At 70.1% G+C, this 22,553-nt stretch carries 17 protein-coding genes; 15 read left to right on the top strand and 2 right to left on the bottom strand.

From position 1 onward, the window contains the following. Positions 1–17 precede the first annotated feature (17 nt). Both DAT35_RS00380 and DAT35_RS00375 read right to left on the bottom strand, forming a co-directional pair. A complete protein-coding gene (locus tag DAT35_RS00380) occupies positions 18–1,157 on the bottom strand; it encodes a hypothetical protein (RefSeq protein WP_108064866.1) in 1,140 nt (379 codons plus the stop codon). Further along, positions 1,154–5,350, bottom strand: coding sequence for a hypothetical protein (locus tag DAT35_RS00375; protein ID WP_146209524.1), 4,197 nt, complete (start codon positions 5,348–5,350; stop codon positions 1,154–1,156). Before DAT35_RS00375 ends, DAT35_RS00380 begins: the two co-directional genes overlap by 4 nt. 335 nt (positions 5,351–5,685) lie before the next feature. Here DAT35_RS00375 and DAT35_RS00370 point away from each other — a divergent pair, with 335 nt between their 5' ends. Genes DAT35_RS00370 through DAT35_RS00300 form a run of 15 tightly spaced genes read left to right on the top strand, consistent with a single transcriptional unit; the run spans position 5,686 to position 22,535 of the window. Next, positions 5,686–6,312 carry a DUF4255 domain-containing protein gene (locus DAT35_RS00370; RefSeq protein ID WP_108065587.1) on the top strand — a complete coding sequence of 209 codons (627 nt, stop codon included), beginning with the start codon at positions 5,686–5,688 and terminating at the stop codon, positions 6,310–6,312. Beyond that, positions 6,309–7,052, top strand: a complete 744-nt coding sequence (locus DAT35_RS00365; RefSeq protein WP_108064864.1) for a hypothetical protein — start codon at positions 6,309–6,311, stop codon at positions 7,050–7,052. The genes DAT35_RS00370 and DAT35_RS00365 overlap by 4 nt, the downstream gene beginning before the upstream one ends. A gap of 11 nt (positions 7,053–7,063) precedes the next feature. Next, positions 7,064–9,361 (top strand): phage tail sheath subtilisin-like domain-containing protein, encoded by a 2,298-nt coding sequence (locus tag DAT35_RS00360; protein WP_108064863.1) that lies wholly within the window; start codon positions 7,064–7,066, stop codon positions 9,359–9,361. A 17-nt stretch (positions 9,362–9,378) separates the two neighbouring features. Then, positions 9,379–9,834: a phage tail protein gene (locus tag DAT35_RS00355; protein WP_108064862.1), complete on the top strand. Its 456-nt coding sequence runs from the start codon at positions 9,379–9,381 to the stop codon at positions 9,832–9,834. Positions 9,835–9,869: 35 nt separating this feature from the next. Further along, the gene (locus DAT35_RS00350; RefSeq protein WP_108064861.1) at positions 9,870–11,369 is read left to right on the top strand and encodes a phage tail sheath protein; all 1,500 of its coding nucleotides are present in this window, start codon (positions 9,870–9,872) and stop codon (positions 11,367–11,369) included. Then, a complete protein-coding gene (locus DAT35_RS00345) occupies positions 11,366–11,887 on the top strand; it encodes a phage tail protein (protein ID WP_233261230.1) in 522 nt (173 codons plus the stop codon). Before DAT35_RS00350 ends, DAT35_RS00345 begins: the two co-directional genes overlap by 4 nt. Positions 11,888–11,891: 4 nt before the next feature. Next, on the top strand, positions 11,892–12,797 hold the full coding sequence (locus tag DAT35_RS00340; RefSeq protein ID WP_108064860.1) for a hypothetical protein: 906 nt from the start codon (positions 11,892–11,894) through the stop codon (positions 12,795–12,797). 3 nt (positions 12,798–12,800) lie between these two features. After that, entirely contained in the window at positions 12,801–12,989 is a 189-nt protein-coding gene (locus tag DAT35_RS00335; protein ID WP_108064859.1) for a hypothetical protein, read from the top strand. A 12-nt stretch (positions 12,990–13,001) separates the two neighbouring features. Further along, entirely contained in the window at positions 13,002–14,087 is a 1,086-nt protein-coding gene (locus tag DAT35_RS00330) for a phage late control D family protein (protein WP_108064858.1), read from the top strand. Continuing rightward, positions 14,087–14,791 carry a phage baseplate assembly protein V gene (locus DAT35_RS00325; RefSeq protein WP_108064857.1) on the top strand — a complete coding sequence of 235 codons (705 nt, stop codon included), beginning with the start codon at positions 14,087–14,089 and terminating at the stop codon, positions 14,789–14,791. The genes DAT35_RS00330 and DAT35_RS00325 overlap by 1 nt, the downstream gene beginning before the upstream one ends. Then, positions 14,785–16,374: a hypothetical protein gene (locus DAT35_RS00320; protein ID WP_108064856.1), complete on the top strand. Its 1,590-nt coding sequence runs from the start codon at positions 14,785–14,787 to the stop codon at positions 16,372–16,374. Before DAT35_RS00325 ends, DAT35_RS00320 begins: the two co-directional genes overlap by 7 nt. A 21-nt stretch (positions 16,375–16,395) precedes the next feature. Continuing rightward, a complete protein-coding gene (locus DAT35_RS00315) occupies positions 16,396–16,788 on the top strand; it encodes a GPW/gp25 family protein (protein WP_108064855.1) in 393 nt (130 codons plus the stop codon). A 1-nt stretch (position 16,789) separates the two neighbouring features. After that, positions 16,790–19,156, top strand: a complete 2,367-nt coding sequence (locus tag DAT35_RS00310; RefSeq protein WP_108064854.1) for a putative baseplate assembly protein — start codon at positions 16,790–16,792, stop codon at positions 19,154–19,156. Position 19,157: 1 nt separating this feature from the next. Further along, entirely contained in the window at positions 19,158–21,599 is a 2,442-nt protein-coding gene (locus DAT35_RS00305) for a phage tail protein (protein WP_108064853.1), read from the top strand. A gap of 3 nt (positions 21,600–21,602) precedes the next feature. Then, positions 21,603–22,535 carry a hypothetical protein gene (locus DAT35_RS00300; RefSeq protein ID WP_108064852.1) on the top strand — a complete coding sequence of 311 codons (933 nt, stop codon included), beginning with the start codon at positions 21,603–21,605 and terminating at the stop codon, positions 22,533–22,535. Positions 22,536–22,553 lie beyond the last annotated feature (18 nt).

Here is a 22,553-nt window from a genome sequence, read left to right as displayed (position 1 = left end):
GGGCGCGAGCGCCCCACCTACCCTGCTCGGGACAACTCCTCGCGCAAGAAGAAGCTCATATTCATGGCCGCACCCTTCACCTCGGGCACCGGGTCCACCATGGCCGACTGGAGCAGGGCCCGCAGCTCCGCATCCACTCCCCCGCCAGGGAGGATCCGCGTCGAGGCGGACAGCGCGAGCGCATGGAGCGCCTGCGCCCGGTACTCATCGAACCGGCTGGAACGCAGGGCCAGACGGGCCAGCTCCGGCGGCAGATAGGCGAGCATGGAGCCTGTCCCAATGGCCATTTCCGCGGCATCCGCGCCCGAGAAGTAGAGACAGCCCACGTCCGAGCCCTCGGGAGAGAGGAAGGTCATCCGCCCATCGAGCTCGCGAGCCCGCAGCTCCACCAACCGCGTGTTTCCGTCGCGAATGTCCTGGACCCGCTCACAGAGGGACTCGAGGTGCTCCAGGAGCGCATCGAGCGGTGGGCTGCGCTGCATGAACGGAAGCGCCAGGCGCAACTCGAGCTCGGGGGCGGCTTCCGCGGGCTCCACCGCCTCGGACGCGCCCTCCTGCCGCTCGGCCCGCGCGAGGAAGTCCTCGAGCACCTGGCGCTCCCTTGCATCCGTCTCGGCCTCGAGCAACTCACGGATGTGCCGCCGGGCTCCCGGGAACTTCCCCACCAGTTCGATGAACAGGGCACGCCACCGCAGTTCCCGGTCGGCATCACCCCGGACGAGACGCGAGGTGCGCTCGACGTGGGAGTCACGATAAGCGCCGCCCTCCTCCGCCAGGTAGAGCTGCGAGAGAACCTGGAGCGAGTTCACACGGACCTGCCTGTCCGGGCCCGCACGGGCCCCGAGGTGGAGCAGCCCGGCCGGGATGAACTGGAGGACCGTGACAAGCCGCATCGCCACGTCGATGCGATCTGGCCCCGAGAAGTACGCACATCCCAGATCCGCCAGCTCACGCGAGCGCGTCAGGGTCACCGAACACACGAAGCCCGGGTCGCGCGACTCACACTCGAGGACTTCCAGATCGCCCTGCTCCCGGCGGTTCTCGAGCGTCAGATTCCCCACCCGCAGCCGCTCCTCGAATTCGGGTTCATCCAGCTCGCCCTGGTATGTGAAGGCCAGGCGCAGCGAGGGCCAGAGCTGCTTCTCCATCTCCATCATGTCGTTCCCTTCCTGGAGTGGGAACTCTCGTACATCTCAGCCAGCTTGTCCTCGATGACCTTCACGGCTGTATGAAGCTGAGCAGGTGCCAGGAAGACATGCTTGCCCTTGTCGAGCTGGGACTCCTTCTGGAACTTCACCCCGAGCTCCTCGAAGAGCTTCTTCGCCGCACCATCGAAGAGCGCCGCGCCGTGCTTGCGGTAGGCCTCCATGAAGCCCTCGATGGCATGGGGGTACACGTCGGTCTTGAAGGCGTCGGCGGCTTGTTGGGCATTGGCTGCATTCAAGAACCCGGAGACGCCGAATGCCCAGGCCGCGGCCGCACGCGTCATCTCCACATGGAAGAGCAGCCGAACCTCGGCGACGAGCTGGTTCTGGTCCTTGTAACGCTTCTTCACCCTGCCCGCCTCGTCCTGTTCCTCCGAGAGAAGGAACTCGTTCTCCTTGCGCTCCTTGCTGGGCAACCTCAGCAGCACCTGATTCTGGTGGAGCGCCTGGAGCAGCTCGGCGGCGAAGGAGTCCTTGGCCTTCGCGAGGACCACGCGGATCTCCTCGTAGGTCCCCTGCGCGCTCACGAGCGTGCCGCGGAAGGAGGAAACGAAAGCAGGGGTATACTCCTTCTTCACCGGGGTGCGGGAACGCGTGTTCTTCTCGGTCTCGAAGGGCCCCTGGCTCGCCGAGAAACGCGACGAGCGCTTCGACCTGAACGGACCCTTGTCCTTCTCCGCCTCCGGCTGTTGGGTCACCGAGGCCTGCTGCTGCGCCAGCTTCGCCTCGTGCTCCGCCTTGAGCTCGGCATCTCGCAGTTCGACGGTCGCGGCATCCTTCTCGATCTGATGGCGGATCTCCGTGGAGATGTCGAAGACGGTCTTGCCCTTCCACCCCAGTTTCTCGACCTCGGCCCTCTTCTCGTCCGCCAGCAGGGTGACGGCCCGCTCGACGAGCTCGCCCGCCCCTACGCGTTTGACGCTCGCCACCTGGCCAGCGGCCGCGGCGGCCTCTTGGAGGTGTTGGGTCGTCTCCGAGACCGCCGCTTCCCGGGTGCTCTTGGAGCGGCCCTGCAGATGGCCGCTGAGGGTCTTCTCCGCGGCGTCCGCCTTCTGGCCCAGCACGTCCATCCGGTCTTCCACGCCCTTGGGCGGAGGAAGGATCGTCTGGGCGTCTCCCTGCGCCTCGAACTGCTTCCGCAGGGCGGCCATCTCCTCCGTCACGAGTCCGCGGTTGGCCCCCGGCACGAGCCCGAAGATGGGGCCGCTGCCCATCACATAGGCCGTCTTGCCCTGCGATGAGCGCTCCACCGAGAGCTCGCCCGCGCCCGCCGCTCCGGCATAACGCGCGCGGAGGGTGAACTCGGCATCACCAACGTGCTCACCGAACATCTCGTAGAGCTCGGAGAGGATCGACGCCAGCGAGCGCTCCTCGGCGAGGATCTTCGCCGTTTCCGCGGCACTCGCCTTGTCCATCTTCTCGCGGTGCTCGCGCACGAGCGCGTCCGCGTCTCCGTTCAATCCCGTGCTGAGCGCCCTCGCCTTGCTGAGCAGTTCCCGGGCCCGGTTGCGGGTGTGGTAGTCCGAGAAGTACCCCACACCCTCGCCTCCCGCGTGACTGCCCTCGAGCCTGTGGGCGAAGTCGTCGAGCCGGGTTCCGAGGGGCGTCGGAGTGGACGCGACCAGCAGGACGGCATCGCCGCCCTTGACGACGAAGTACATCCGGTGCGCCTCCCTGCCCCCCGTGAAGGAGACGGGCTCGCCGACGGAGAGCTCGCCCTTCTCGCCGCCAGAGAGCTCCGCGAGCTGCCGCAGCATCCCCACCAGCCTGTGCTCGTCCTTCTTGAGCTGGGCATCGGCCTGCTGGAGCGCCGCCTTGTCCCCCTTGCCCGAGGCCACGCGATCGGCGTGCTGATCGATCGTCGAGGCCAGCGCCCGGGCCTCGCCTCCGAGCCCATGGGCTTTCTGCTGCTCCTGCTTCGGGTGGTTGCCGCCCACCTTGCGCTCCTGGGAGGCAATCCAGGAGGCGGCGCCCTGCTGCGGAGCCGCGATCAGGAGGGTCGCGCTCTTGCCCTTCACCTGAACCCAGAGCCGGTACGACTCGCCCTTCGCGTCGAAGCGGACGGGCTCGCCCACCTGCCCGGGAGCTCCCGTTGCCTCCTCCTTGCCCGGCTTGTCCTTGATCGACTTGTCCTTACCCGCCTTGCCGGGCTTGCCACCGTCGCCCTTGCGATGGGGCTGTCCAGCGCTCGCATCCGTCTTGCCACCCTTCTTGCCACCTGGGCCGGGCGCCTTCGCGGGGGACGCGTCCTTGTTGCCCCCCGGCTTGCCACCGGCCGGAGAGCCCGACGCCCCGCCTTCGTCCCACTTCGCCGGCTTGTGGTCCTCGCCGCCCTTGCTCTTGCCCGGCGCGCTCTGGCTGAGCAGGTCGCTCATGAACCTGCCGCCGTCGAACTCCACCTCCGTGAACTTCACCTCCGGCCACTGCTTGGAGCCCAGCACGTGCTCCACGTCCGCCCCGATTCCGAACTCCCCCGGCAGCGGGTACTCCAGGCTGCCCAGCGGCCACGTCCACTTGTCGTCCGGCAGCGGCGACCACCAGGGGCTGTCCACCTCGACGAACAAGTCTCCCCCCAGCCCCAGGAAGGGCTGCGCCGCCAGCTCCATGTGGCCCTGGATGTAGAACTCTCCCTCCGCGCCCGCCTTCTGCCGGTAGCCGATGGTGGGCGTGGCCTCCACGTAGCCTCTCACTCCCGCCAGTGCCCACACCCCCACCCCCGCCTTGATGTCGTGGCCGAGCAGCTCGACGCCCACGCCGCCCTCGGCCCGCAGCCGCAGGCCCGCGAACGCCGAGATGTTCAATGTCGCCTGCAGGTTCAGCTCCTGATCCACCTGCTTGTCCGTCGAGTACTGCCCCGACAGCTTGATGTTGTAGAGCTTGCCGGGCCCGATGGTGGCCAGCGCCTCCAGCCCGACGTTGGCGAACACGAACACGTTGCCCACCACCGGCAACCCGTAGGCCGCCCGCACCTCCAGCTTCAGCAGGCTCTTCGTCCACTCCTTCTGCTCGAAGAGGATGAGCTCCTGGGGCGGAGCAATCTCTCCCTGGACGGTGGCCTCTCCCTGGCTGTTGACGACCACCTTCGCCTTCCCCGTGAGCCACTCCGTCAGCGAGAAGTCCAGCTCACCCCAGCCGCAGAGGGCCCGAGGCCCGGGCTTCGCCGCGATGGGCGTGGCCTCCGGACCCGCCCCCACCGCCGGCCCTCCCGCGGCACCCGCGCCGTCCTGTCCCGGCAACTCCCCCGCCTGCGGCGGCTTGCGGGTGATCTCCCGCGCCGTTTGCTCGTCCGTGGCCACCAGCGTAATGGAGCCCTTGAGCCGATCGCCCGCGTACCCGGCGGTGCCCTGGATGTCCAACACGCCCCGCCGCAGCCGGGCATCCACGCCTCCCGACACCTTGCCCACCCCCACTTGCAGGTGCGCCTCGCCGGACAGGCCGGTCTCGGGGCTGTAGATGACCTCGAGCTTGCCGGTGGAGGCACCCGGGAGCTTCACCTCGGCGGAGCCACTGAAGGAGACGCGATCGCCCTCCACGCTGAAACTGCCCGAGCCCTCCACGAAGCCGCCGAGCGTGAAGCGCAGTGACTCCGCCCCGAGCTTCAGCGAGCCCCCTTCGAGGGCATTCACCTTGCTGCCCACCGACACCTTCGACAGCCCCGCCCAGCCCAGGGCCTCGGGACTCTTCTCGATGGCGCGGAAGAGGGCCGAGTCCCCCTTGGGCACGGCACGCCCGGGCGATCCCACCGCGGCGCGGCCGGTGATGACGTTGTTCTCGATCCGCACCACCAACACCAGCGAGTCGCCGAGCACGCCCGCCAGCGGGCCCACGGTCAGGGGCAGGGCCGCGCCCTCCCCCCGCGTCTTGTATCCGTCCGCGGTCTCTTCCAGCTCCAGCTCGCCCACCGCGAGCCCGGGCAGGCGCGCCGTCACCTTCCCCTCGGAATCCGGAGCGATCGCCGCCGGATCCACTCGCCCCTTGCTCAGATCGATCTCTCCCGCCGCCTCGCTCCTCAGATAGCGGGGGAGCCGCGACTGCTCGCCCGGGCGCCGCGCCGGACCCGCGCCCACGGAAGCCTTGCTCCGGGCCTTGGTCTCCGAAGACCTGGCCCCAGCCGGTTCAGGTCTATTGACAGCCTTGAAGCTCATCTCCACTCCCTCATGAAGACTCTTGCAATGCTTGTCATTGTCCATTCCCGCCCGTGACCCACGAGCGTACACCCCGGGTCTGACATGGGGGCCCACGAGAGGGGACCGGCGCCCCCAGAAGTCAAACGCCACGCCCAACCCCAGACATGGGTTCTCCAACGCCCGAGGTCTCGAAATCCCAATGACTCCCAAGGTGACAATGATTCCACGTGTTGAAATTCAACAAAGACTCACGTACGGTGCTTTCGCTTTCGCCAGCGGGAGAAGACCCAGAACGGTTGGGTTTGCTCATTCCGTGGCATCGGGTGGCGTCCGCGCTCCGCCGGGGGGACATCATGGCGAATCTCCTTGCAATTCATTCCATAGGCGAATCCCTCGTCTCCTATTTCGCACACGCCTGGCAGGCGCTGCCCCAGGAGCAGAAGGACACGCTGCTCTCCGGCGCGGACCCGGTCTTCTCGCTCGTGTCGAGCCGGGAGCTGGGCGGCGGGCCCACCGCCTCCGAGCCCACCGCCAGCCGTCCGGCGCTGACGCTCTATCTCTATCGTGTGATGATGAATGAGCACCTGCGGAATCAGCCATACACGGGCAGCACCTCGGGTGAGCCCCCACCGCTCGCGCTCGATCTGCACTATCTGCTGACCGTCTGGGCGGACAACGCCCGCGACGAGCACCGCCTGCTCGGCTGGGCCATGCACCAACTCCATACCCATCAGACGCTCAGCGCGTCGGATCTCAACGAGGACGGCGGGTGGAGCTCGGGAGAGATGATCCAACTCATTCCCGCGGAGCTGAGCAACGAGGACCTGATGCGCATCTGGGATGCCTTCCAGCGCCCCTATACCCTCAGCATCTCGTACATCGCGCGAGTCGTCCGGATCGACGTTCCTCCCAGCACCCCGAGCGGCAGGCCGGTGGTGGCGCGGCGGCTCTCCTTTTCCGGCACGGGAAGTGGCGCATGAGCCTGGAACGACTCGACAGCCGGGCCCTGGCCGCCATCCGTTTCCTCGACGGGGAGACCGGTCAGCCCCTCACCGGCCCCCTCCACGTCTCCGGCAATGGCATCCGGGTGGTGCGCAACCCGTCGGGCCTGTATGCCTTGACGGCGGCCCCCGGCTTCGAAGACTACACCGCCCGGTTCGAGGCGCCGCCCGAGCCGGCTCCCGCCCCGGCCACGCTTCCCGTGACCGTCGTGGATCCCAGCGGGCGTCACCTCCCGCGCGGCTTCACCCTCGAGCTGCCGCGTGACGCGTCACTGGAGCCCGAGCACCCCGAGCAATCCGTGTTCGCACCGGTGGACGTGCGGATGTACCTCGCGCCCACGGCCCGGCGCGCGCCGGGCAGCGCCGTGGTGCGACTGTCCCTCAGGGATGGCCAGGACAACCCGCTCGCCCGTGTGGTCATCCGCCTCCGGGTCGCCATCCCGGACAAGCCCGCCGTCGAGGGGCTGGGTCTCTCGGATGAGCGGGGGGAGGTGCTGCTGCTCGTCCCGCGTATCCCCATCATCCGGTGGGGCCAGGAAGAGGGCGACGCGCTGATCCACACCACGTTCCCCGCGACGTTGGAGTCCGCCATCGCTCCGAGTGTCGCGGGTCTGCCGGATCCGGACATGCCGGCTCCGAGCTTCACACCGCTGCCTCAAACCCTCCAGGTCGCCTCCGGCCTGGAGATCCACCGTCGGATCCAGATCCCGACCTCATAGAGGGGGTTCACGTGCCCGAATACCTCGCACCCGCTGTCTACGTCGAAGAGCAGAGTTTCCGCGCCAGGTCCATCGAAGGGGTGAGCACCAGCACCACCGGCTTCGCGGGGCCGACGCTCACCGGTCCACACGGAGCCACGCCGGAGCTCATCACGAGCTTCGCGGACTTCGAGCGCATCTACGGAGGGCTGGACGACCTGGACTTCGGTCCCGGCGGCCGCGCCACCAACTATCTGGCGCACGCGGTCCGGGCCTACTTCAACGAGGGCGGCTCACGTCTCTACGTGTCGCGCGCCGTGCCCCTGGGCGCGGTCAAGGCGGTGGCGGAGATCAACGGCGCGGCGCGCTTCACCGCGCGCTTTCCGGGCAAGGTGGGCAACGGCACCATCACCCTCGAGCCCGTGCTGAGCCCCGCGACCATCCGGGGCATGGACAGCGCCCCGCTCGGCTCGGTGCTGCTCGGGGACGCGGCGCCCGCGCTGCTCCAGGGCAGCGGGGCCGCGCCCTTCAACCTCTCGGCCAGTGACACGCTCCAGCTCACGCTGGGCGAGGCCCCGTCCGACGAGTCCGTCTCCATCAAGCTGGCCGTGGGCAAGGCCGAGGCCACCGTCATCGGCTCCTTCTCGGGAACGGGCTCGAGCCCCACCCAGCTGGAGATCGTCCTCAACGGCATCGCGCAGCCGGCCATCGAGCTGGCCGCCAACCTGTCGGCCCAGCAGGTCGTCGACGCCCTCAACAGCCAGCTTCACGGCGGCTATGCCCGGCTGGACACGGCCGCGCTGATCCTCGGGGCCTATGTGCCCTCGGCGAGCGCACGCGTCTCCGTGGTGGTGAGGAAGAACGAGGCACTGGGAATCGCCGGGACGGTGGGCGCCGCCAACGTCACCAGCCTCTCCTCGGTGACGGTGGAGGAGCTGGACCAGGCGCTCCGCGGCGCGGGCATCCGGGCCACGTCCATCAACGGCAAGGTGGCCCTGCGCACCACGCGCCTGGGCACAACGGCCCGGCTCACGTGGGCTGGCGGGACGGATCCCATGGGCCTGGGCGCTCAACCCGCCATCGGCGCGGGCAGCGCGCGCACCTATCTCAAGACGGCCTCGGGATGGCTCGACGAGAGCCACGGCGCGGCCAGCGGACTGCCGCTCGACAAGAGCGCGCCCGTGGGCAACTTCGTCACGCTGCTGGTGCGCACCCGCGACGGCGCCGGCCGTGAGGCGAGCTACGAGGGCGTGGGGTTGGATCCCCAGCACCCCCGGTGGATCGGCGGCGTGCTCTCCGAGGAGCCGAGCCGTCAGTCCGAGGCGCTCCAGCGGCTGTACGCCATCCACTTCGACGGCACCCCGGCGGACGGACTGGCCATGTATGGCGCCCTGCTGGACCTGGGCAAGTCCCGCACCTTCACCCTCGAGGAGGGCGGCGACGGGAGCGCCCCGACGGCGGCCGAGTACGAGGCCGCGCTCGGCGTGCTGTCCGGCGTCGAGGACATCTCCATCATCGCCGCGCCGGGCTCCTCGGCCTATGGCGACACCACGGCGAGGGGCGTGCGCAACGCGCTCATCTCCCACGCCGAGAAGCGGCGCGCGTACCGCGTGGCGGTGCTGGACACGCCTCCGGAACAGGGTGCCACCCAGGCCCGTGCCTGGCGCGGGGAGATCGACTCGAAGCACGCGGCGCTCTACTACCCGTGGGTGGTGGTGGCCAATCCGCTGGCCCGGCCCGGCGACGAGCTCATCCCCAAGGAGATCGCCCTGCCACCCTCCGGCTTCATCTGCGGCATCTACGCGCGCAATGACGCGGAGCGCGGCGTCTTCAAGGCTCCGGCCAACGAGGTGGTCCGCAGCGCCCTGCGCTTCGAGACGGACATCAACTTCGCGCAGCAGGAGGTGCTCAACCCGCTGGGCGTCAACTGCCTGCGCTTCTTCCCGGGCCGCGGCTACCGCGTCTGGGGCGCGCGCACCGCGAGCTCGGATCCCGAGTGGAAGTACGTGAACGTCCGGCGCTACTTCAACTTCCTGGAGCGCTCCATCGACGTGAGCACGCAGTGGGCCGTCTTCGAGCCCAATGGCGAGCGGCTGTGGTCCAACATCCGGGAGATGGTCGCCAGCTTCCTGGAGACGCAGTGGCGCTCGGGAGCCCTGCTCGGCAGCGACACGAAGCAGGCGTTCTTCGTCCGGTGCGACCGCAGCACCATGACCCAGGACGACCTCGACAACGGCCGCCTCGTCTGCCTGGTGGGCGTGGCCGTGGTGAAGCCCGCCGAGTTCGTCATCTTCCGGATCGGCCAGAAGACGGCTGACGCTCGCAATTAGGGGAAAGGAATACACACATGAGCACGCGTCCCACGCCGTACGGCGCATTCAATTTCGAGATCAGTTTTGGCGGTGACTCCTTCGGCGGCTTCTCCGACGTCTCGGGGTTGAACACCGAGTTCACCATGTCCGAGTACCGGGAGGGCACGGACCCGAAGAACCACGTGCGCAAGGTGCCCGGCATCTACAAGACGGGCGATGTCACGCTCAAGCGGGGTGTCATCAACTCCCAGGTCGTCTGGAGTTGGATCGAAGCCGTGCGCAGCTCGGGCGTGCAGGGCCGCAAGGACTTCGTCCTCATCACGCTCCTGGATGAGACGCGCACCCCGGTGCAGTCGTGGAAGCTGCTCAACGTGACGCCCATGAAGTACACGGGGCCCACGCTGGCGGCCAAGGGTGGCGGTGATGTCGCGCTGGAGGAGCTGGTGCTCTCCGCCGAGGACATCCTGGCCGGTTTCCCGAACGTGGCCTGACCTGGCGCTTCGCACGCACACGAGAGGGAACTGGGATGAACGGCCTCGTCTTCGAAGCCAATGCCCGCGCTCCGGTGAGCGCACCCGAGCGCGCGGATGTCGCCTGTTTCGTGGGCTTCGTCCGCCGCTCCGGCGCGCCCCTTCCGCCGGAGATCCAGCAGTGGCTCCTCGAGCAGGGTTGGGGCAACCCCCTCGCCCTGGACAACGTCCCGGTGCCTATCGAGCGCTGGAGCGACTTCGCGCGGCTCTTCGACTCGGAGGGCACGTACCTGGGCGCCGCCGTCCGCTCCTTCTTCGCGCAGGGCGGACGCAAGTGCTACGTCGTCCGCGCCGCCGACCCCTGGCCCGCGGAGGCCGGCCGTGACCTCCGGGCCGCCTGGCCGGACAAGCTGCTCCCCGGCCTCGGGGAGCTGTTCGAGGCCTCGCCCCAGGAGCGCACCACCTGGAAGGGAGCGGCGCACCTCTTCGGGCTGCCGGACGTGTCGTTCCTCTGCGTGCCGGACCTCGCCGCCGCGCTCGCGGTGGACGCCGAGCCCCTGCCGCCTCCCGTCCAGGTCCCGGCCAGCCCGGAGGTGTTCGTCGACTGCACCGAGCAGCCCTCCGAGCCGCAGGAGGCGCTCACCTCCACGCGGGCCGCGCCCCGCTGCGACGAGGCCGGCTACGAGCGCTGGTCGCGCTTCCTCGCGCGGCTGAAGACACTGCTGAGCCGCCACGTCCGCGAGGTGCAGCTCGTGGCGGCCATCCCCCTGCCCTACCCGGGAACTCGCGCGCGGACCTGGGAGCTCGCGGGAATCTTCGAGGAGACCCCCTACGGCGTCCTGCTCGAGAGGGGCCATCTCCAACGTTTCCAGAGTGCCTTCGTGCAGCTCGTCTACCCGTGGGCCCGGACGCCCGGCTCCGGTGCGTTGCCCGAGGGACTCGAGAGCCCCGAGGGCCTGCTCACGGGCGTGCTCTCCCGCAACGCGCTCCTGCGGGGCACCTTCCGCAGCGCCATGAACCTGGAGCTGGCGGACGTCCAGGAGCTCTTCCCTCTCGTGGCCCGGGGCACGCTCTCCACGCCGCCCCCGGTGGTGCTCACCGGGGGGACCTTGCGCCCCTTGATGGAGCGGGTGTCCATGCTCGGGCCGTCGCCCGGTGGCATTCGCGTCCTCTCCGACGTCACCACGAGCCCGAGCGAGAGCTGGCGGCAGGCCGGAGTGAACCGGCTCCTGTCCGTGCTCCTGCGCGCCGCACGGCGGGTGGGCCAGGACGTGGTGTTCGAGCCCTCCCAGGCACGCACCTGGCTCGCGCTGGTGTACCGGCTCGAGTCCGTGCTCGTCCGGCTCTGGGAGGTGGGCGCCCTGCGCGGCACGAACGCGCGCGAGGCGTTCCAGGTCCGCTGCGACCGGACCACCATGACCCAGGACGATATCGATGCCGGACGGCTGGTGGCGGAAGTGGAGCTCGACGCCGCGGCGGCGATCGAACGCATCCACGTGATCCTCACCGTGGCCGAGGAAGGCGCCATCTCGTTGCGCACGGAGAGCTCACCATGACCCGGCCCGACACCCCGTCGATGGATCCCCTGTTCGCGTTCCGCTTCGAGGTCTCCTTGCAGGAGGCGCCCCTCCCCAAGGGCGTCGGAGGGAAGCTGAATCCTCCGCTCGCGGGCGCCTTCTCCGAGTGCACGGGCCTGGAAGCCACCATGGAGCCCAAGGTCATCAAGGCCGGTGGGCTGAACCTCGGCGCCATCCAACGGGCCGGCCCCGTGACGTTCGCGACGGTGGTGCTCAAGCGCGGCATCTCCCGCGACGGCAGGCTCTTCAAGTGGTTCGAGCGCGTCGCCAGCGGGGACTACGGCCACCGCTGCACGGTGCGCATCCAGCTCAAGGCGCTGCCCGAGCCACCCGGGACGGAGCAGACCGTGGTGCTCGCGTGGAGGTTGGAGCGGGCACTGCCCATCAAGTTCAAGGCGGCGGATTTCAACGCCAGGGCCACCGACGTGGGCATCGAGGAGCTGCACCTGGCCCACGAGGGGCTCTTCCTCGAGACCCGGAACACGAAGGGAGGATGACACGATGACCGCACCCAAGACCGCCGAGTTCCGGATCAAGAGCACGAACAAGATCATCCCGGCGCACTTCAACCCGGCCACGCTCTCGCTCACCCTTTCCACCCGACTCGGAGAGAGCAAGGGCAAGGGCAAGAAGAAGGGGGGCTCGCAGGTCGTCAACGAGGGCTCGGCGAAGCTCTCGGTGGACCTCGTCTTCGACACGACGGACACGCTCGAGAACGTGTGCGACAAGACGGTGGAGATCGCGCGCCTGCTGGGCGAGAAGGACCAGCCGCCCCCGCAGGTCACGTTCGACTGGGGCGCCTTCAGCTTCACCGGCATCGTGGACTCCTACAAGGAGACCCTCGAGTTCTTCTCGGTGGACGGCGTGCCGCTGCGCTCCACGGTGTCGCTCGGCATGACGAAGGACGAGGACATCTTCTCGCGCGGAGAGGCCAACCAGAAGGCCGCCGGCTGGAGTGACACCGGAGACACCCGTGGCCCCGCCGAGGTCAGCGCCCCGCCGCCAGGAGGCTCCACCACCACGACCGCCACGCAGGGAGGAGCCCCCGAGGCCGGGCGCGCCATCGCGGCCCAGAACGGCGAGGAGAGCATGCGCTTTCCACGCTCCCCGACGCTCACCGTCGACGCCCCGGCGGCGCTCGCCCCTCCCGCGGGCTTCGGCTCCACGCCCGGCGGCGGCACCTCCCTGGGCGGCGTCCCCGCGGCCCTCCCCACCTTCGCCGGGTTGAGGACGCAATCCGCCCCCCTCACCCAGCGGCTCGATCCCCGCCGGCTCGCGAACCGCGTGGAGACCAACACGCACGCCACGGATGACGGCGCCCTCTTCGATCTGGGCGGGCGCATGAGGACGCGGGGCTCGCGCCTCGGTGGGAGCACCCCGGCCCGCATCCGGTTCGAGGAGGAATGAGCGATGGCCATCGTCTCGATTGGCGAGGTGGTTGGCAGCGTGCAGGGAGCGCCCGGACAGCCGGAGCGGCCCTCCACGGAACAAGTGCCCACGGAGCAGCAGGCTGCCGAATCGCGGCCCACCCATGCCGAGGACGTGCAGCGGGAGTTGCGGATGAGGGCGTGGCGCCGGACCAGGCTTCACGCGGACTGAGGACGGAATCTCATGCCTGAGAGCTCACTGAGCAGTTCGCGCGTCTACTCCGCCCAACCCACGGTGCGGATCAACGGCCGCGCCTCCGACAAGGTGAAGGAGCTCCTCAACTCCATGCGCCTCACGGAGTCCGAGGGCGGTATGTCCTCGCTCGAGCTGCGCCTGGGGAACACGGCGCGCTTCGAGGATGGCCAGGTGGGTCTGGCCTTCGAGGACGAGGCGATCCTCCGGCTGGGCGCGTCGATCGCCATCTACGCCGGTGACGAGAACGCACCGCGGGAGATCTTCCGCGGGCTCGTCACCGGGCTGGAGGCGAGCTTCGAGGGTACGGAGGGACCCGAGCTGCTCGTGCTGGCGGAGGACGCGCTGCAGCGAGCGCGGCTCGCGCGGCGCACCCAGGTGCACGAGGACGTCAGCATCGACAGTCTGGCCCGGGAGCTGGCCACCCGGCTGGGCATGCGCCCCGTCATCACCGGCTTCTCCGAGCGCATCGGCACCCAGGTGCAGCTCAACGAGAGCGACCTCGCCTTCCTGCGGCGACTGCTCTCCGCCCACGATGGGGACTTGCAGGTCGTGGGAGAGGAGCTCCATGTCTCCCCCCGCAAGGACGTGCGCCGGGGCTCGGTCGAGCTGGAGCTGTACAGCCAGCTGCGGCGCGCGCACGTCACCGTGGACCTGGCCCACCAGGTGACCGAGATCACCGCTTCCGGCTGGGACGCGCGCGCGGGCCGGCGCGTCTCGGGCCAGGGCACCGGAACGAGCCTCGGGCCCGGTGCGGGCCGGCGTGGCGCGGACCTGCTGCGCGAGACGCTCGGGGCGCGCTCGGAGCACCTCGGGAACGTCCCCGCGATGACGGACGAGGAAGCGCGGGCCATCGCCTCCGCGGCCTTCGATCAACGCGCCCGCCGCTTCGTCTGCGTGGAGGGCACCTCCGAGGGCCATCCCTCCCTGCGCGTGGGCACCCACGTCACCCTGCGGGGGTTGGGCCGCCGCTTCGACAACACCTACTACGTCGTCCGCGCCTGCCATCGCTACGACCTGACGCACGGGTACGAAACCGACTTCGAGGCCGAGTGCGCCTTCCTGGGAGCCCCCTGATGCAACCCCTGCCCACTCCTCCCTCGGCGCCGAACCTCGGCGCACTGCACGGCACCTATCTGGGCCGCGTCATCTCGGTGGAAGACCGGGAGGATCTCGCCCGTGTCCAGGTCCGCCTGGTGAGCACACCCGAGGCCGTGGGAGATGCCGACGCCGCCCTCTGGGCCCGCGTCTCCGTCCCCATCGCCGGAGGCGGCCGAGGAGCCTTCCTCCTGCCGGACGTGGGGGACGAGGTCGCCGTCGTCTTCGTCAACGGAGATCCCCGCCAGCCGCTCGTCATCGGCGGGCTCTGGAACGGCACCGACCGTGCTCCCGAGCAGCTCGGCGGAAACAAGCAGCGCGTGGACCGCTATACCCTCACGGGCCGGCGCGGCAGCCGCATCGCCATCGTCGAGGAGACGGACGGGCAGGCCACCGTGACGCTCTCCACACCCGGTGGGCAGAGCGTCACCCTCACGCAGACGAGCGGCGGGAAGCTCACGCTCGAGGCGGCCGGCAACAAGGTCACCCTGGACACGAAGGGCGTCAGCATCGAGACGCCCCTCACGGTCAAGGTCTCCGCCAGCCGCGTCGAGGTGAGCGCCGCCCAGGTCCAGGTGGACGCGGCCATGTCCACCTTCGCCGGCATCGTCAAATGCGACGTCCTCCAGGCCACCACCGTCGTGGCCGCGACCTACACGCCCGGAGCTGGAAACGTATGGTAGGCGATCACCCCATCCTCTTCCGCGGCCTCACCTTCGACGCCGGGAGCGGCCGCCCGATGCCCGCGACGGACCACCGTCCGGTGCTCGTGGAGCGCACCGACGAGGACTTCGTCCAGGCGTTCCTCGAGGAGCTGGGCAGCGACGAGGGCCGCAAGCGGCTGGCCAGGACGGTGCGCAACGCGGGTGAGCGGGCCCAGGGGCTCAAGCTGCACCAGCCCGTCCACCGCTCCTTCCACCTGGCCGTCTTCGAGGCTGCGTGCGACACCTTCGGCGAGCCCCGGTTGGATCCCTCTCGCATCGAGAGCTGCGGACTCGTCGTCCGGCGGCTCGGCGCCAGCGCGGGCCGGAGCGAGTCGTGGATGAAGCGCGGGGGCGAGGTGCGCGGCTGGGTGCCCCTGGCGGATGCACGCGAGCAGGACAGGGATCCCAATCCAGCGCGCCGGGGGGCCGCGTACCCCGCCGGCCATCCCGAACTCGAGGCCTTGCTGGAAAACACGCTCGGCGCCCCCGAGCCGCTAGAGGAGAGCGTCTCCCTGCTCTTCGTGGCGCCCCCGCATGTCTGCGCCGCCGCGCGCCGCACCATCCTCTACGGGCTGGTGCCCGTCTCCAGCTCCGAGGCCGTTTCCGGCGAGGCGGCCCAGGCGACGCGCTACGAGGAGGATGAGCTGCGCGAGATGCTCGCGCCCTATTTCTCGGCCAATACCGGCGTGAGCCTGGAGGGCGTCGCGAACAAGCGCTACTCCATCCGATACGCGGACGAGCTGCGCGCGGATCCGACGCTCTCCGGGGGTGCGCTCTCCCAGGCCGAGCAACGGCTCGAGCAGTTCGCCCTGATGCTGCGCAAGCTGGTGAGCGTCTTCAACGCCTTCGAGCACGCGGGCCTGCGCGCGGCGCTCAACCGCATTCCGTGCGAGCACGGCGCCGCGCCCCAGAAGCGCCCGCTGGGAGACGTGCTCGCGGAGGCCGTCGAGGTCTTCGTCCTCGAGAAGCCAGACAAGACGTTCCTCATGCCCAGGAGCTGGCCGCGCCTGTCGGCCAGCGACGTCTCCACCCTCGTTCGAGCAGCCTCGGACGCCTCCGCCACCCGGCTCGGAAGCCTCCTGCCGCGGCGCAGGCGGTTCGATCCCTCCAGCGACCGCTACGAGGTGCGCGGCTTCATCCGCGTCCGGCGTGACGACGGTTGTCCTCCAGCGCTCGTCTGGAGCGCACCCAGCCAGCCCTTCGAGATCGCCGCCTGGTACGAGAACGGCAAGCTGCCCCCCGTCCAGGTCGCCCTGCCGCCCGTCACCCCGAGCAACGTGAAGAAGTTCCTGCCCAACGTGGCCTTCCAGGTCCCGGGCAACATCTTCAACCTGATCTCGAGCAACAAGCCCAAGGACTTCCTCGAGCAGAAGGCCCGACAAGGCGCGGGGGGGCTGGATTGGATCTGCGGATTCAACATTCCGATCATCACCCTCTGCGCCTTCATCGTGCTGAGCATCTTCCTCGCACTGTTCAACCTCCTCTTCTGGTGGTTGCCCTTCATCAAGATCTGCATCCCCCTGCCGCGCCGAGCCGCGGCACGCCCGCCCTCGTTCCCGTGAGGCTGACTGGAGAAGCACGTGATGACGACCCCTGCACGACCCCCGGTGAGCTTCCCGCTCCTGCCCGTCCCCGACGAGCGCGGGGAGCTCCACTTCCCCTCGCTCGACACGAGCGTGCGCCAGGCCATCGAGGTCATCCTGCGCACCCGCCCCGGTGAGCAGCTCATGCGTCCGGAGTTCGGCGCGGGGCTGGAGGAGCTCGTCGGAGAGCCCAACGTGCTCACCACGCGCCGCCGCATCCGCGATCTGGTGGCGGAATCGCTGGCGCGCTGGGAGCCGCGCATCGACGTGGAGCGCATCGACGTGCTGGAGGTCGATGACACGCCCTCGCATGTCCGTGTCGAGCTCGTCTACCGCCTCCGCCGCAATGGTGCGGTGCAGGCGCTCGGCCTCACCCTGGATCTCGGAGCCTAGGATGCCCATCGTCCCGCCCCGACTCGATGACCGGAGCTTCGAGGATCTCGTCGAGGAGCTCCTCGCCCGTATCCCGGCCCACACGCCCGAGTGGACCCACGCCCGCGTGGGAGACCCGGGCCGCACGATGCTCGAGCTGTTCGCCTGGCTGGCGGACACGCTGCTCTACCGGGCCAACCTCATTCCCGAGCGGCAGCGGCTCGCCTTCTTGCGGCTGCTCGGCATCCAGCTCCGGCCGGCCACCGCCGCCACGGGCGTGGTGAGCGTGTTCCAGGACGGCTCGGCGCCACAGCCCACCCAGGTGTTGTGCGCGTCCGCCGAGCTCAAGGGGCCCGTGCCCTTCGAGACCCGGACCGAGCTCACCGTGCTGAACCTGACGGCCGAGGCCTACTACAAGCGGCCCATCACCAGCGCCGAGCGCAAGCAGATGGGCGAGCTGCTCCCCGGCCTCTCGCGCGTCTACGGGCTCGCCCCCGGCGCCCAGGCCTCGTACTACGTCACCACGGCGCTCTTCCCCCACGACACCACCGAGCCGGCCGGGTTCGATCTCATCGAGCGCACGGTGGACCGCGGCCTGTGGCTCGCCCTGCTCGCGCCGGAGGGGCAGAGCGTGGACGCCCTGCGCACGGAGCTGAAGACGGGCTCCAACGGGGCCCCGCGGATGCTCAGCGTGGGCGTCATGCCCGCCATCGAGGTGCCCGCGCTCGTGGAGGACATCGGCCCGCGTGCGCGCATCCCCCACCAGTGGGAGCTCACCGGCACGCCCGACGCACAGGGCAACCCCACCTACCACCCGCTCTCGGTGGCCTACGACTCGACGCTCGGCCTCACGCGCCGCGGCGTCCTCCATCTCCTCATGCCCGGCAGCGACATCGGCGTGCCCTCCAACGACGTGCGCGGCAACCTGAAGGCGGGCGTCGGAGACCGTCCGCCGCGTCTGGATGACCCGAAGCGCGCGGAGCGGCTCGTCGCGTGGCTGCGGCTGCGGCCGACCGTGAAGCTCTCGCACCTGGCGCTGAGCTGGGTGGGCATCAACGCGGTGGAGCTCGAACAGCGGCGCACGTACACCGCCCTCGTCATCGGCCAGAGCGACGGCGCCGCGGATCAGGAGCTGCGTCTGCCCACGGGCTCCGTCGAGCGCGAGACGATCCAGCTCGAGGTGGAGGAGCCGGGCATGGGCTACCGGCCCTGGGCCACCGTGGACGACCTCGCCCTGGCGGGGCGGGACGAGGCCGTGTTCCAGCTCGACGCGGAGGCGGGCACCGTCCGCTTCGGTGATGGAGTGCGGGGACGGATTCCGTCCGCCGGAATGCGCGTGCGCGTGGCGCGGATGAGGACGGGTGGCGGCGTGGCCGGCAACCTCCCCGCGGGGACCCTCAAGGCCCTCAACGCCACCCTGCTCGATGGGACGGCGCCCGCGGGGACGCTGAAGGTGGTGCAGAGCCTGCCCACGCTGGGCGGGCAGGACGCGGAGACGCTCGCCGAGGCCGAGCGGCGCATCCCGGCCACCCTGCGCCATGGCCAGCGCGCGGTCACCGCCGAGGACTTCCGATGGCTCGCCGCCGCCAGTCCCGGTGCGTCCCCGGGCCGCGTGGAAGTGCTGCCCCGCTTCAAGCCGCACCAGCGCCGCGAGAACGTGCCAGGCGTGGTCAGCGTCATGGTGCTGCCTCCCTCCACCACCTTCCGCGCGCCCAACCCGCGCCCGGATCGTCCCTTCCTGGAGGCCGTGCACGCGAACCTGGACGCGCGCCGTCCGCTGGCCACCGAGCTGTATGTCATTGGCTGCGAGTACGTGCCGCTCGGTCTGGCCACCGGCATCACCGTGCGCGAGGGATTCGGCCGGGAGACGGTGGTGAACGCCGTGCGCGAGGCCCTCTTCCGCTGGCTGTGGCCTCTGCCTCCTGGAGGGCCGCAGGGCGAGGGCTGGCCCCTCGCGAGGGCCGTGCGCGACCGGGAGCTGGAGGTGGCGATCGCACAGGTGCCCGGCGTCGACTCCATCACCGGCGTACACCTGTTCAGCGCCAGCTGGGTGAAGCCCGTCAACCAGACCACGAAGGGGTACGCGGGTGGGCTGACCTCGGCCCGCTTCATGGGGGACGCGGTCTCGTCGGGAGCATCCCAGGGCGCCTCCAGCGCCGCGCTTACCGCCAGCTCCAGTCAGAGCACCCCGGGCTGGCAGCCCTTGCGCGGCCCGGACCCGAGCACGCCCGTCGAGCTCATCCTCCGTCCGTGGCAGCTCCCCGAGCTGCTGGCCGTGGTCGTCGACGCGGACGGTGGCCTGCCGGACACGCTGCGCGGGGCGCCGGATCCGTTCGCGGGCGAGAGCACCTCCGGAGTCGCCGTGCCCGTCGTCCCCGAGGTCTGCTGACATGGACGCGAACCAACAGCGATTCTGGATGATGGCGGATCCCCTCCGCCACTGGGAGCCGCTCCTGGACAAGGACGGGCACTCCAACGTCCACCGGGACTCGAGCCGCCGCACCGTGCGGCTGGCGAGCGCGCCCGGGGACTTCCACTGGGACGAGCCCGCGGATGCCGCGGGCCAGGCCGAGGCCGAGCTGCTCGTCCAGCAGACGCCGGGCACGTTCGACGCCTTCGGCACCTGGGCGTACCTCGACGCGCAGCAGGGCGCCATCATGGCCGCGGGAGCGGACGCCGAGCCCCTCGGGCTGCTCTCCTTCGATCCGGGCAATCCGCTCAGCCTGCCCTCGGACCTGGTGCTCGGGAACGATGACGTCCTGTACGTCGCCGATGGCGGCGGCAAGGTCCTCTTGAAGGACCTGCGCAACCGCTGGGCTCCGGCGACCGTCTCGGTGGAGGACTTCCAGGCGTGGCGGCTCGCCCCCGCTCCGACGGGAGGCGTCTTCGCGATTCCACGGCCCACGTCCTTCTCGCCCGCGAGTCCCGCACGGGTGCGGCTCGCCCGGGTCTCGGGCCTTCCGCTGCACCGGGACGTGTTGCGCGAACGTGCTCCCACGGTCTTCCGGCCGCAGGAAGAGGACACGGATCCCCCGAGGATGTCGCTCGTGCTGGATGCGCCCCCGCTGCCGGGCGAGGTACTGGTGGGGCTCGCGACCAGCCCCGAGGGCCGGCTCGCCCTGCTCAGCTGGGTGTACGACGCCGCCAGTGCCGGCGCTTCCGGGAACGATGCGCGCATCCGCTTCTTCACGGGCAATGGGTTGACGACGCCCATCACCCTCCTGCGCGCCCGCCGGCCCATCAGCTTCGCGTGGCTGTCGGCCGATCGCCTCGTCGTGCTCCTGCGCACGTCCACCCCGTCCATCATCGCCGTGGCCTACGCGCTCGAGGATGTCCCGAGCGCCGCCCCGCTCGGGGACTACTACCCCCTCACCTCGTACGCGGCGGGCCCCCTGCTGCATGGACTGACGGCGCCTCCGCACTACCCCACGCAGGACGGCGCGCCCGCGCCCCTGCACCCCATCTCCCTGCCATCCTTCGCGACGACGGGCAGCATGCGGAACCAGACGGGCGCCGGCACGCCCCTGATCGACGGAGGCAGCGCCCGCGCCATCTGGCACCGGCTCTACCTGGAGGCCTGCATTCCGCCCCGCTGCGGCATCCGCGTCTTCCTCGCCGCGACGAGCACGCCCCAGCGCCCCCTCGACGACGAGCCGTCCGCCTGGCACGAGCACGTCTTCGGCGACGTGGCCCCGGCGAGCACCGCGCTCCATGTGCCTCGAGGCGTATGGCTGCCCACGCCCTCGGAGCTGCCCTTCCACTCCGGACTGATGACCGAAGCGCCCGAGCCGGAGCGCCGGGGGCTCTTCACCGTCCTCGTCCAGCGCGCGGGCCTGCGCGTCCGGACGCTCCAGGGGCGTTACCTATGGGTGCGCGTCCAGCTCGTCGGTGACGGCCGCTCCACTCCCGAGCTCTTCGCGCTCCGGGCCCATGGCCCCCGCTTCTCCTACGCGGAGAACTACCTGCCGGAGCTCTACCGCGAGCAGCTCTTCGGCCCGGACGCCGATGCGAAGGGCACGAGCACCCCCGCTGACTTCCTCGAGCGCTTCCTCGGTCTCGCCGAGGGCATCCTCACACCGCTCGAGGATCGGATCGCGAGCGCCTCGCTCCTCACGGATCCGCGCACGGTGCCAGAGGAGTCACTCGAGTGGCTGGCGGCCTGGCTCGGCGTCTCGTTCGATCCCGCGCTCTCGCGCGAGCAGCGGCGCCAGATGCTGGAGGCGGCCCCGGCGATCCGGCCCTGGCGGGGCACGCTGCGCGGCCTGTCGTTGGCCCTGGATGCGCTCACGGGCGGTGCCGTGTCCCAGGGCGGCCTGGTCATCGTGGAGGAGTTCCGGCTGCGCCGCACCTTCTCCACCATCCTCGGCATCGACCTGTCGGACGACGAGGATCCGCTCCTGCCCGGCCTGCACCAGAGCGGCAACTCGTTCGTGGGAGACACACTCTTCCTGGGTGACGAGCGACGCAAGGAGTTCCTCGCGCTCTTCGGGGAGGACCTTCCCAAGACGGCGGCCGAGGAGGCCGCGGTAGAGGAGTTCTTCAACCAGCAGGCCCACCGCGTCACGGTGCTGGTGCACCAGGACTTCGATGCACAGGAGTTCGGCCTCATCCAGCGCGTGGCCGAGCAGGAAGCCCCCGCGCACGTGAGCCTCGCGGTGAAGCTGGCGAGCCAGCCCCTCATGGTGGGAGTGGCCTCGCTCGTCGGCCTCGACACGTATCTGGGCCCGACGTCCAGGCCACAACCCATGCGCGTGGGGCGGAACGCGCTCGGGAGCAAGAACCTGATCGAGCGCCCGCCCAGCCTCGACCCTCGACTTCACGCAGGAGGTTGACCGATGAGCACGCCCAAGGATCCGCTGCTCGAGAACGAGGCGCCAGACCGCACGTACTACGCGACTGGCGTCCTCCTCGACACCACGGACTTCGTGACGGAACAGACGTACCACCGGGGCCGGCTGGCGCGAGCGCTCGCGACCCTGCATGGGGTGGGCACCGCGTCCGGACTGCGCGTGGCCCATGAAACGAACGCGATGGATCCCATCGAGGAGGGAGAGCTCGCCGTCTACCCGGGCCTGGCGCTCGATCCGCTGGGCCGGCAGGTGGAGGTGTCCTCCAAGTCCTGCATCCGGGTGAAGCGCTGGTTCGATGGGTATGAGCCCGGCAAGCTGCTGCGGCGGCCCAAGGCCGACTTCAACGTCGGGCCGAGCGTCACCGGCCTGCCCGACCTGGGCGTGGTGGCCGATCTCTTCCTGCGCTTCCGCGTGTACGAGCGCGGCTGGACGCCGGCGATGGCCTCGGGCCTCTACGATGCGACGGACGCGGTGTCGCCCGCGCGCCTGCGGGATGGCTACGAGCTGCGGCTCGTGCCTCGCACGGAGCTCCATCCTCCCAACGTCCCCGACAGCCCCTGGCCCCTGCCCACGGGCGGCAAACCCTGGCCGGATCCCTCGACTCCCGGGGACACGGCGGCGCGGCGCGGCGCGCTGAAGAACGCGATCCTCGACTCCTGGCACCCGGGACGCCCGGCGCTGCTGGACCAGCTCTGGGGCAGCGCCTTCCTTCCGGACGAGCTGCGCTTCGACAAGAGCCAGCCGGAGGGCAAGGAGCCGGATCCCGCCTGGGTGTTCCTCGCGCGGGTGGTGATCGGCGTCTCCGGCGGTACCGATAGCGGCAACCGGCCCGTCCGGACGGGGACCGTGAGCGTGGACAACGAGCTGCGTCCTTTCGCCGTCTCGGTGGCGGCGCTGACGCGCTGGCTGGGCATCTAGACATCAAGAAACCAGAGA

Origin of the sequence: Vitiosangium sp. GDMCC 1.1324, assembly GCF_003044305.1 — a bacterium.
Classification (GTDB): Bacteria; Myxococcota; Myxococcia; order Myxococcales; family Myxococcaceae; genus Archangium.
The sequence above is the reverse complement of the archived record's forward strand: the minus strand, read 5'-3'. Positions and strand labels throughout refer to the sequence as shown.

What these genes read in the sequence shown, in the direction of transcription:
- DAT35_RS00340 (WP_108064860.1), top strand. Translation starts at nt 11,892, where the DNA reads ATGACCGCACCCAAGACCGCCGAGTTCCGGATCAAGAGCACGAACAAG.
- DAT35_RS00365 (WP_108064864.1), top strand. Translation starts at nt 6,309, where the DNA reads ATGAGCCTGGAACGACTCGACAGCCGGGCCCTGGCCGCCATCCGTTTC.
- DAT35_RS00375 (WP_146209524.1), bottom strand. Translation starts at nt 5,350, where the DNA reads ATGAGCTTCAAGGCTGTCAATAGACCTGAACCGGCTGGGGCCAGGTCT.
- DAT35_RS00305 (WP_108064853.1), top strand. Translation starts at nt 19,158, where the DNA reads ATGGACGCGAACCAACAGCGATTCTGGATGATGGCGGATCCCCTCCGC.
- DAT35_RS00315 (WP_108064855.1), top strand. Translation starts at nt 16,396, where the DNA reads ATGACGACCCCTGCACGACCCCCGGTGAGCTTCCCGCTCCTGCCCGTC.
- DAT35_RS00370 (WP_108065587.1), top strand. Translation starts at nt 5,686, where the DNA reads ATGGCGAATCTCCTTGCAATTCATTCCATAGGCGAATCCCTCGTCTCC.
- DAT35_RS00380 (WP_108064866.1), bottom strand. Translation starts at nt 1,157, where the DNA reads ATGATGGAGATGGAGAAGCAGCTCTGGCCCTCGCTGCGCCTGGCCTTC.
- DAT35_RS00330 (WP_108064858.1), top strand. Translation starts at nt 13,002, where the DNA reads ATGCCTGAGAGCTCACTGAGCAGTTCGCGCGTCTACTCCGCCCAACCC.
- DAT35_RS00320 (WP_108064856.1), top strand. Translation starts at nt 14,785, where the DNA reads ATGGTAGGCGATCACCCCATCCTCTTCCGCGGCCTCACCTTCGACGCC.
- DAT35_RS00350 (WP_108064861.1), top strand. Translation starts at nt 9,870, where the DNA reads ATGAACGGCCTCGTCTTCGAAGCCAATGCCCGCGCTCCGGTGAGCGCA.
- DAT35_RS00325 (WP_108064857.1), top strand. Translation starts at nt 14,087, where the DNA reads ATGCAACCCCTGCCCACTCCTCCCTCGGCGCCGAACCTCGGCGCACTG.
- DAT35_RS00300 (WP_108064852.1), top strand. Translation starts at nt 21,603, where the DNA reads ATGAGCACGCCCAAGGATCCGCTGCTCGAGAACGAGGCGCCAGACCGC.
- DAT35_RS00335 (WP_108064859.1), top strand. Translation starts at nt 12,801, where the DNA reads ATGGCCATCGTCTCGATTGGCGAGGTGGTTGGCAGCGTGCAGGGAGCG.
- DAT35_RS00355 (WP_108064862.1), top strand. Translation starts at nt 9,379, where the DNA reads ATGAGCACGCGTCCCACGCCGTACGGCGCATTCAATTTCGAGATCAGT.
- DAT35_RS00310 (WP_108064854.1), top strand. Translation starts at nt 16,790, where the DNA reads ATGCCCATCGTCCCGCCCCGACTCGATGACCGGAGCTTCGAGGATCTC.
- DAT35_RS00345 (WP_233261230.1), top strand. Translation starts at nt 11,366, where the DNA reads ATGACCCGGCCCGACACCCCGTCGATGGATCCCCTGTTCGCGTTCCGC.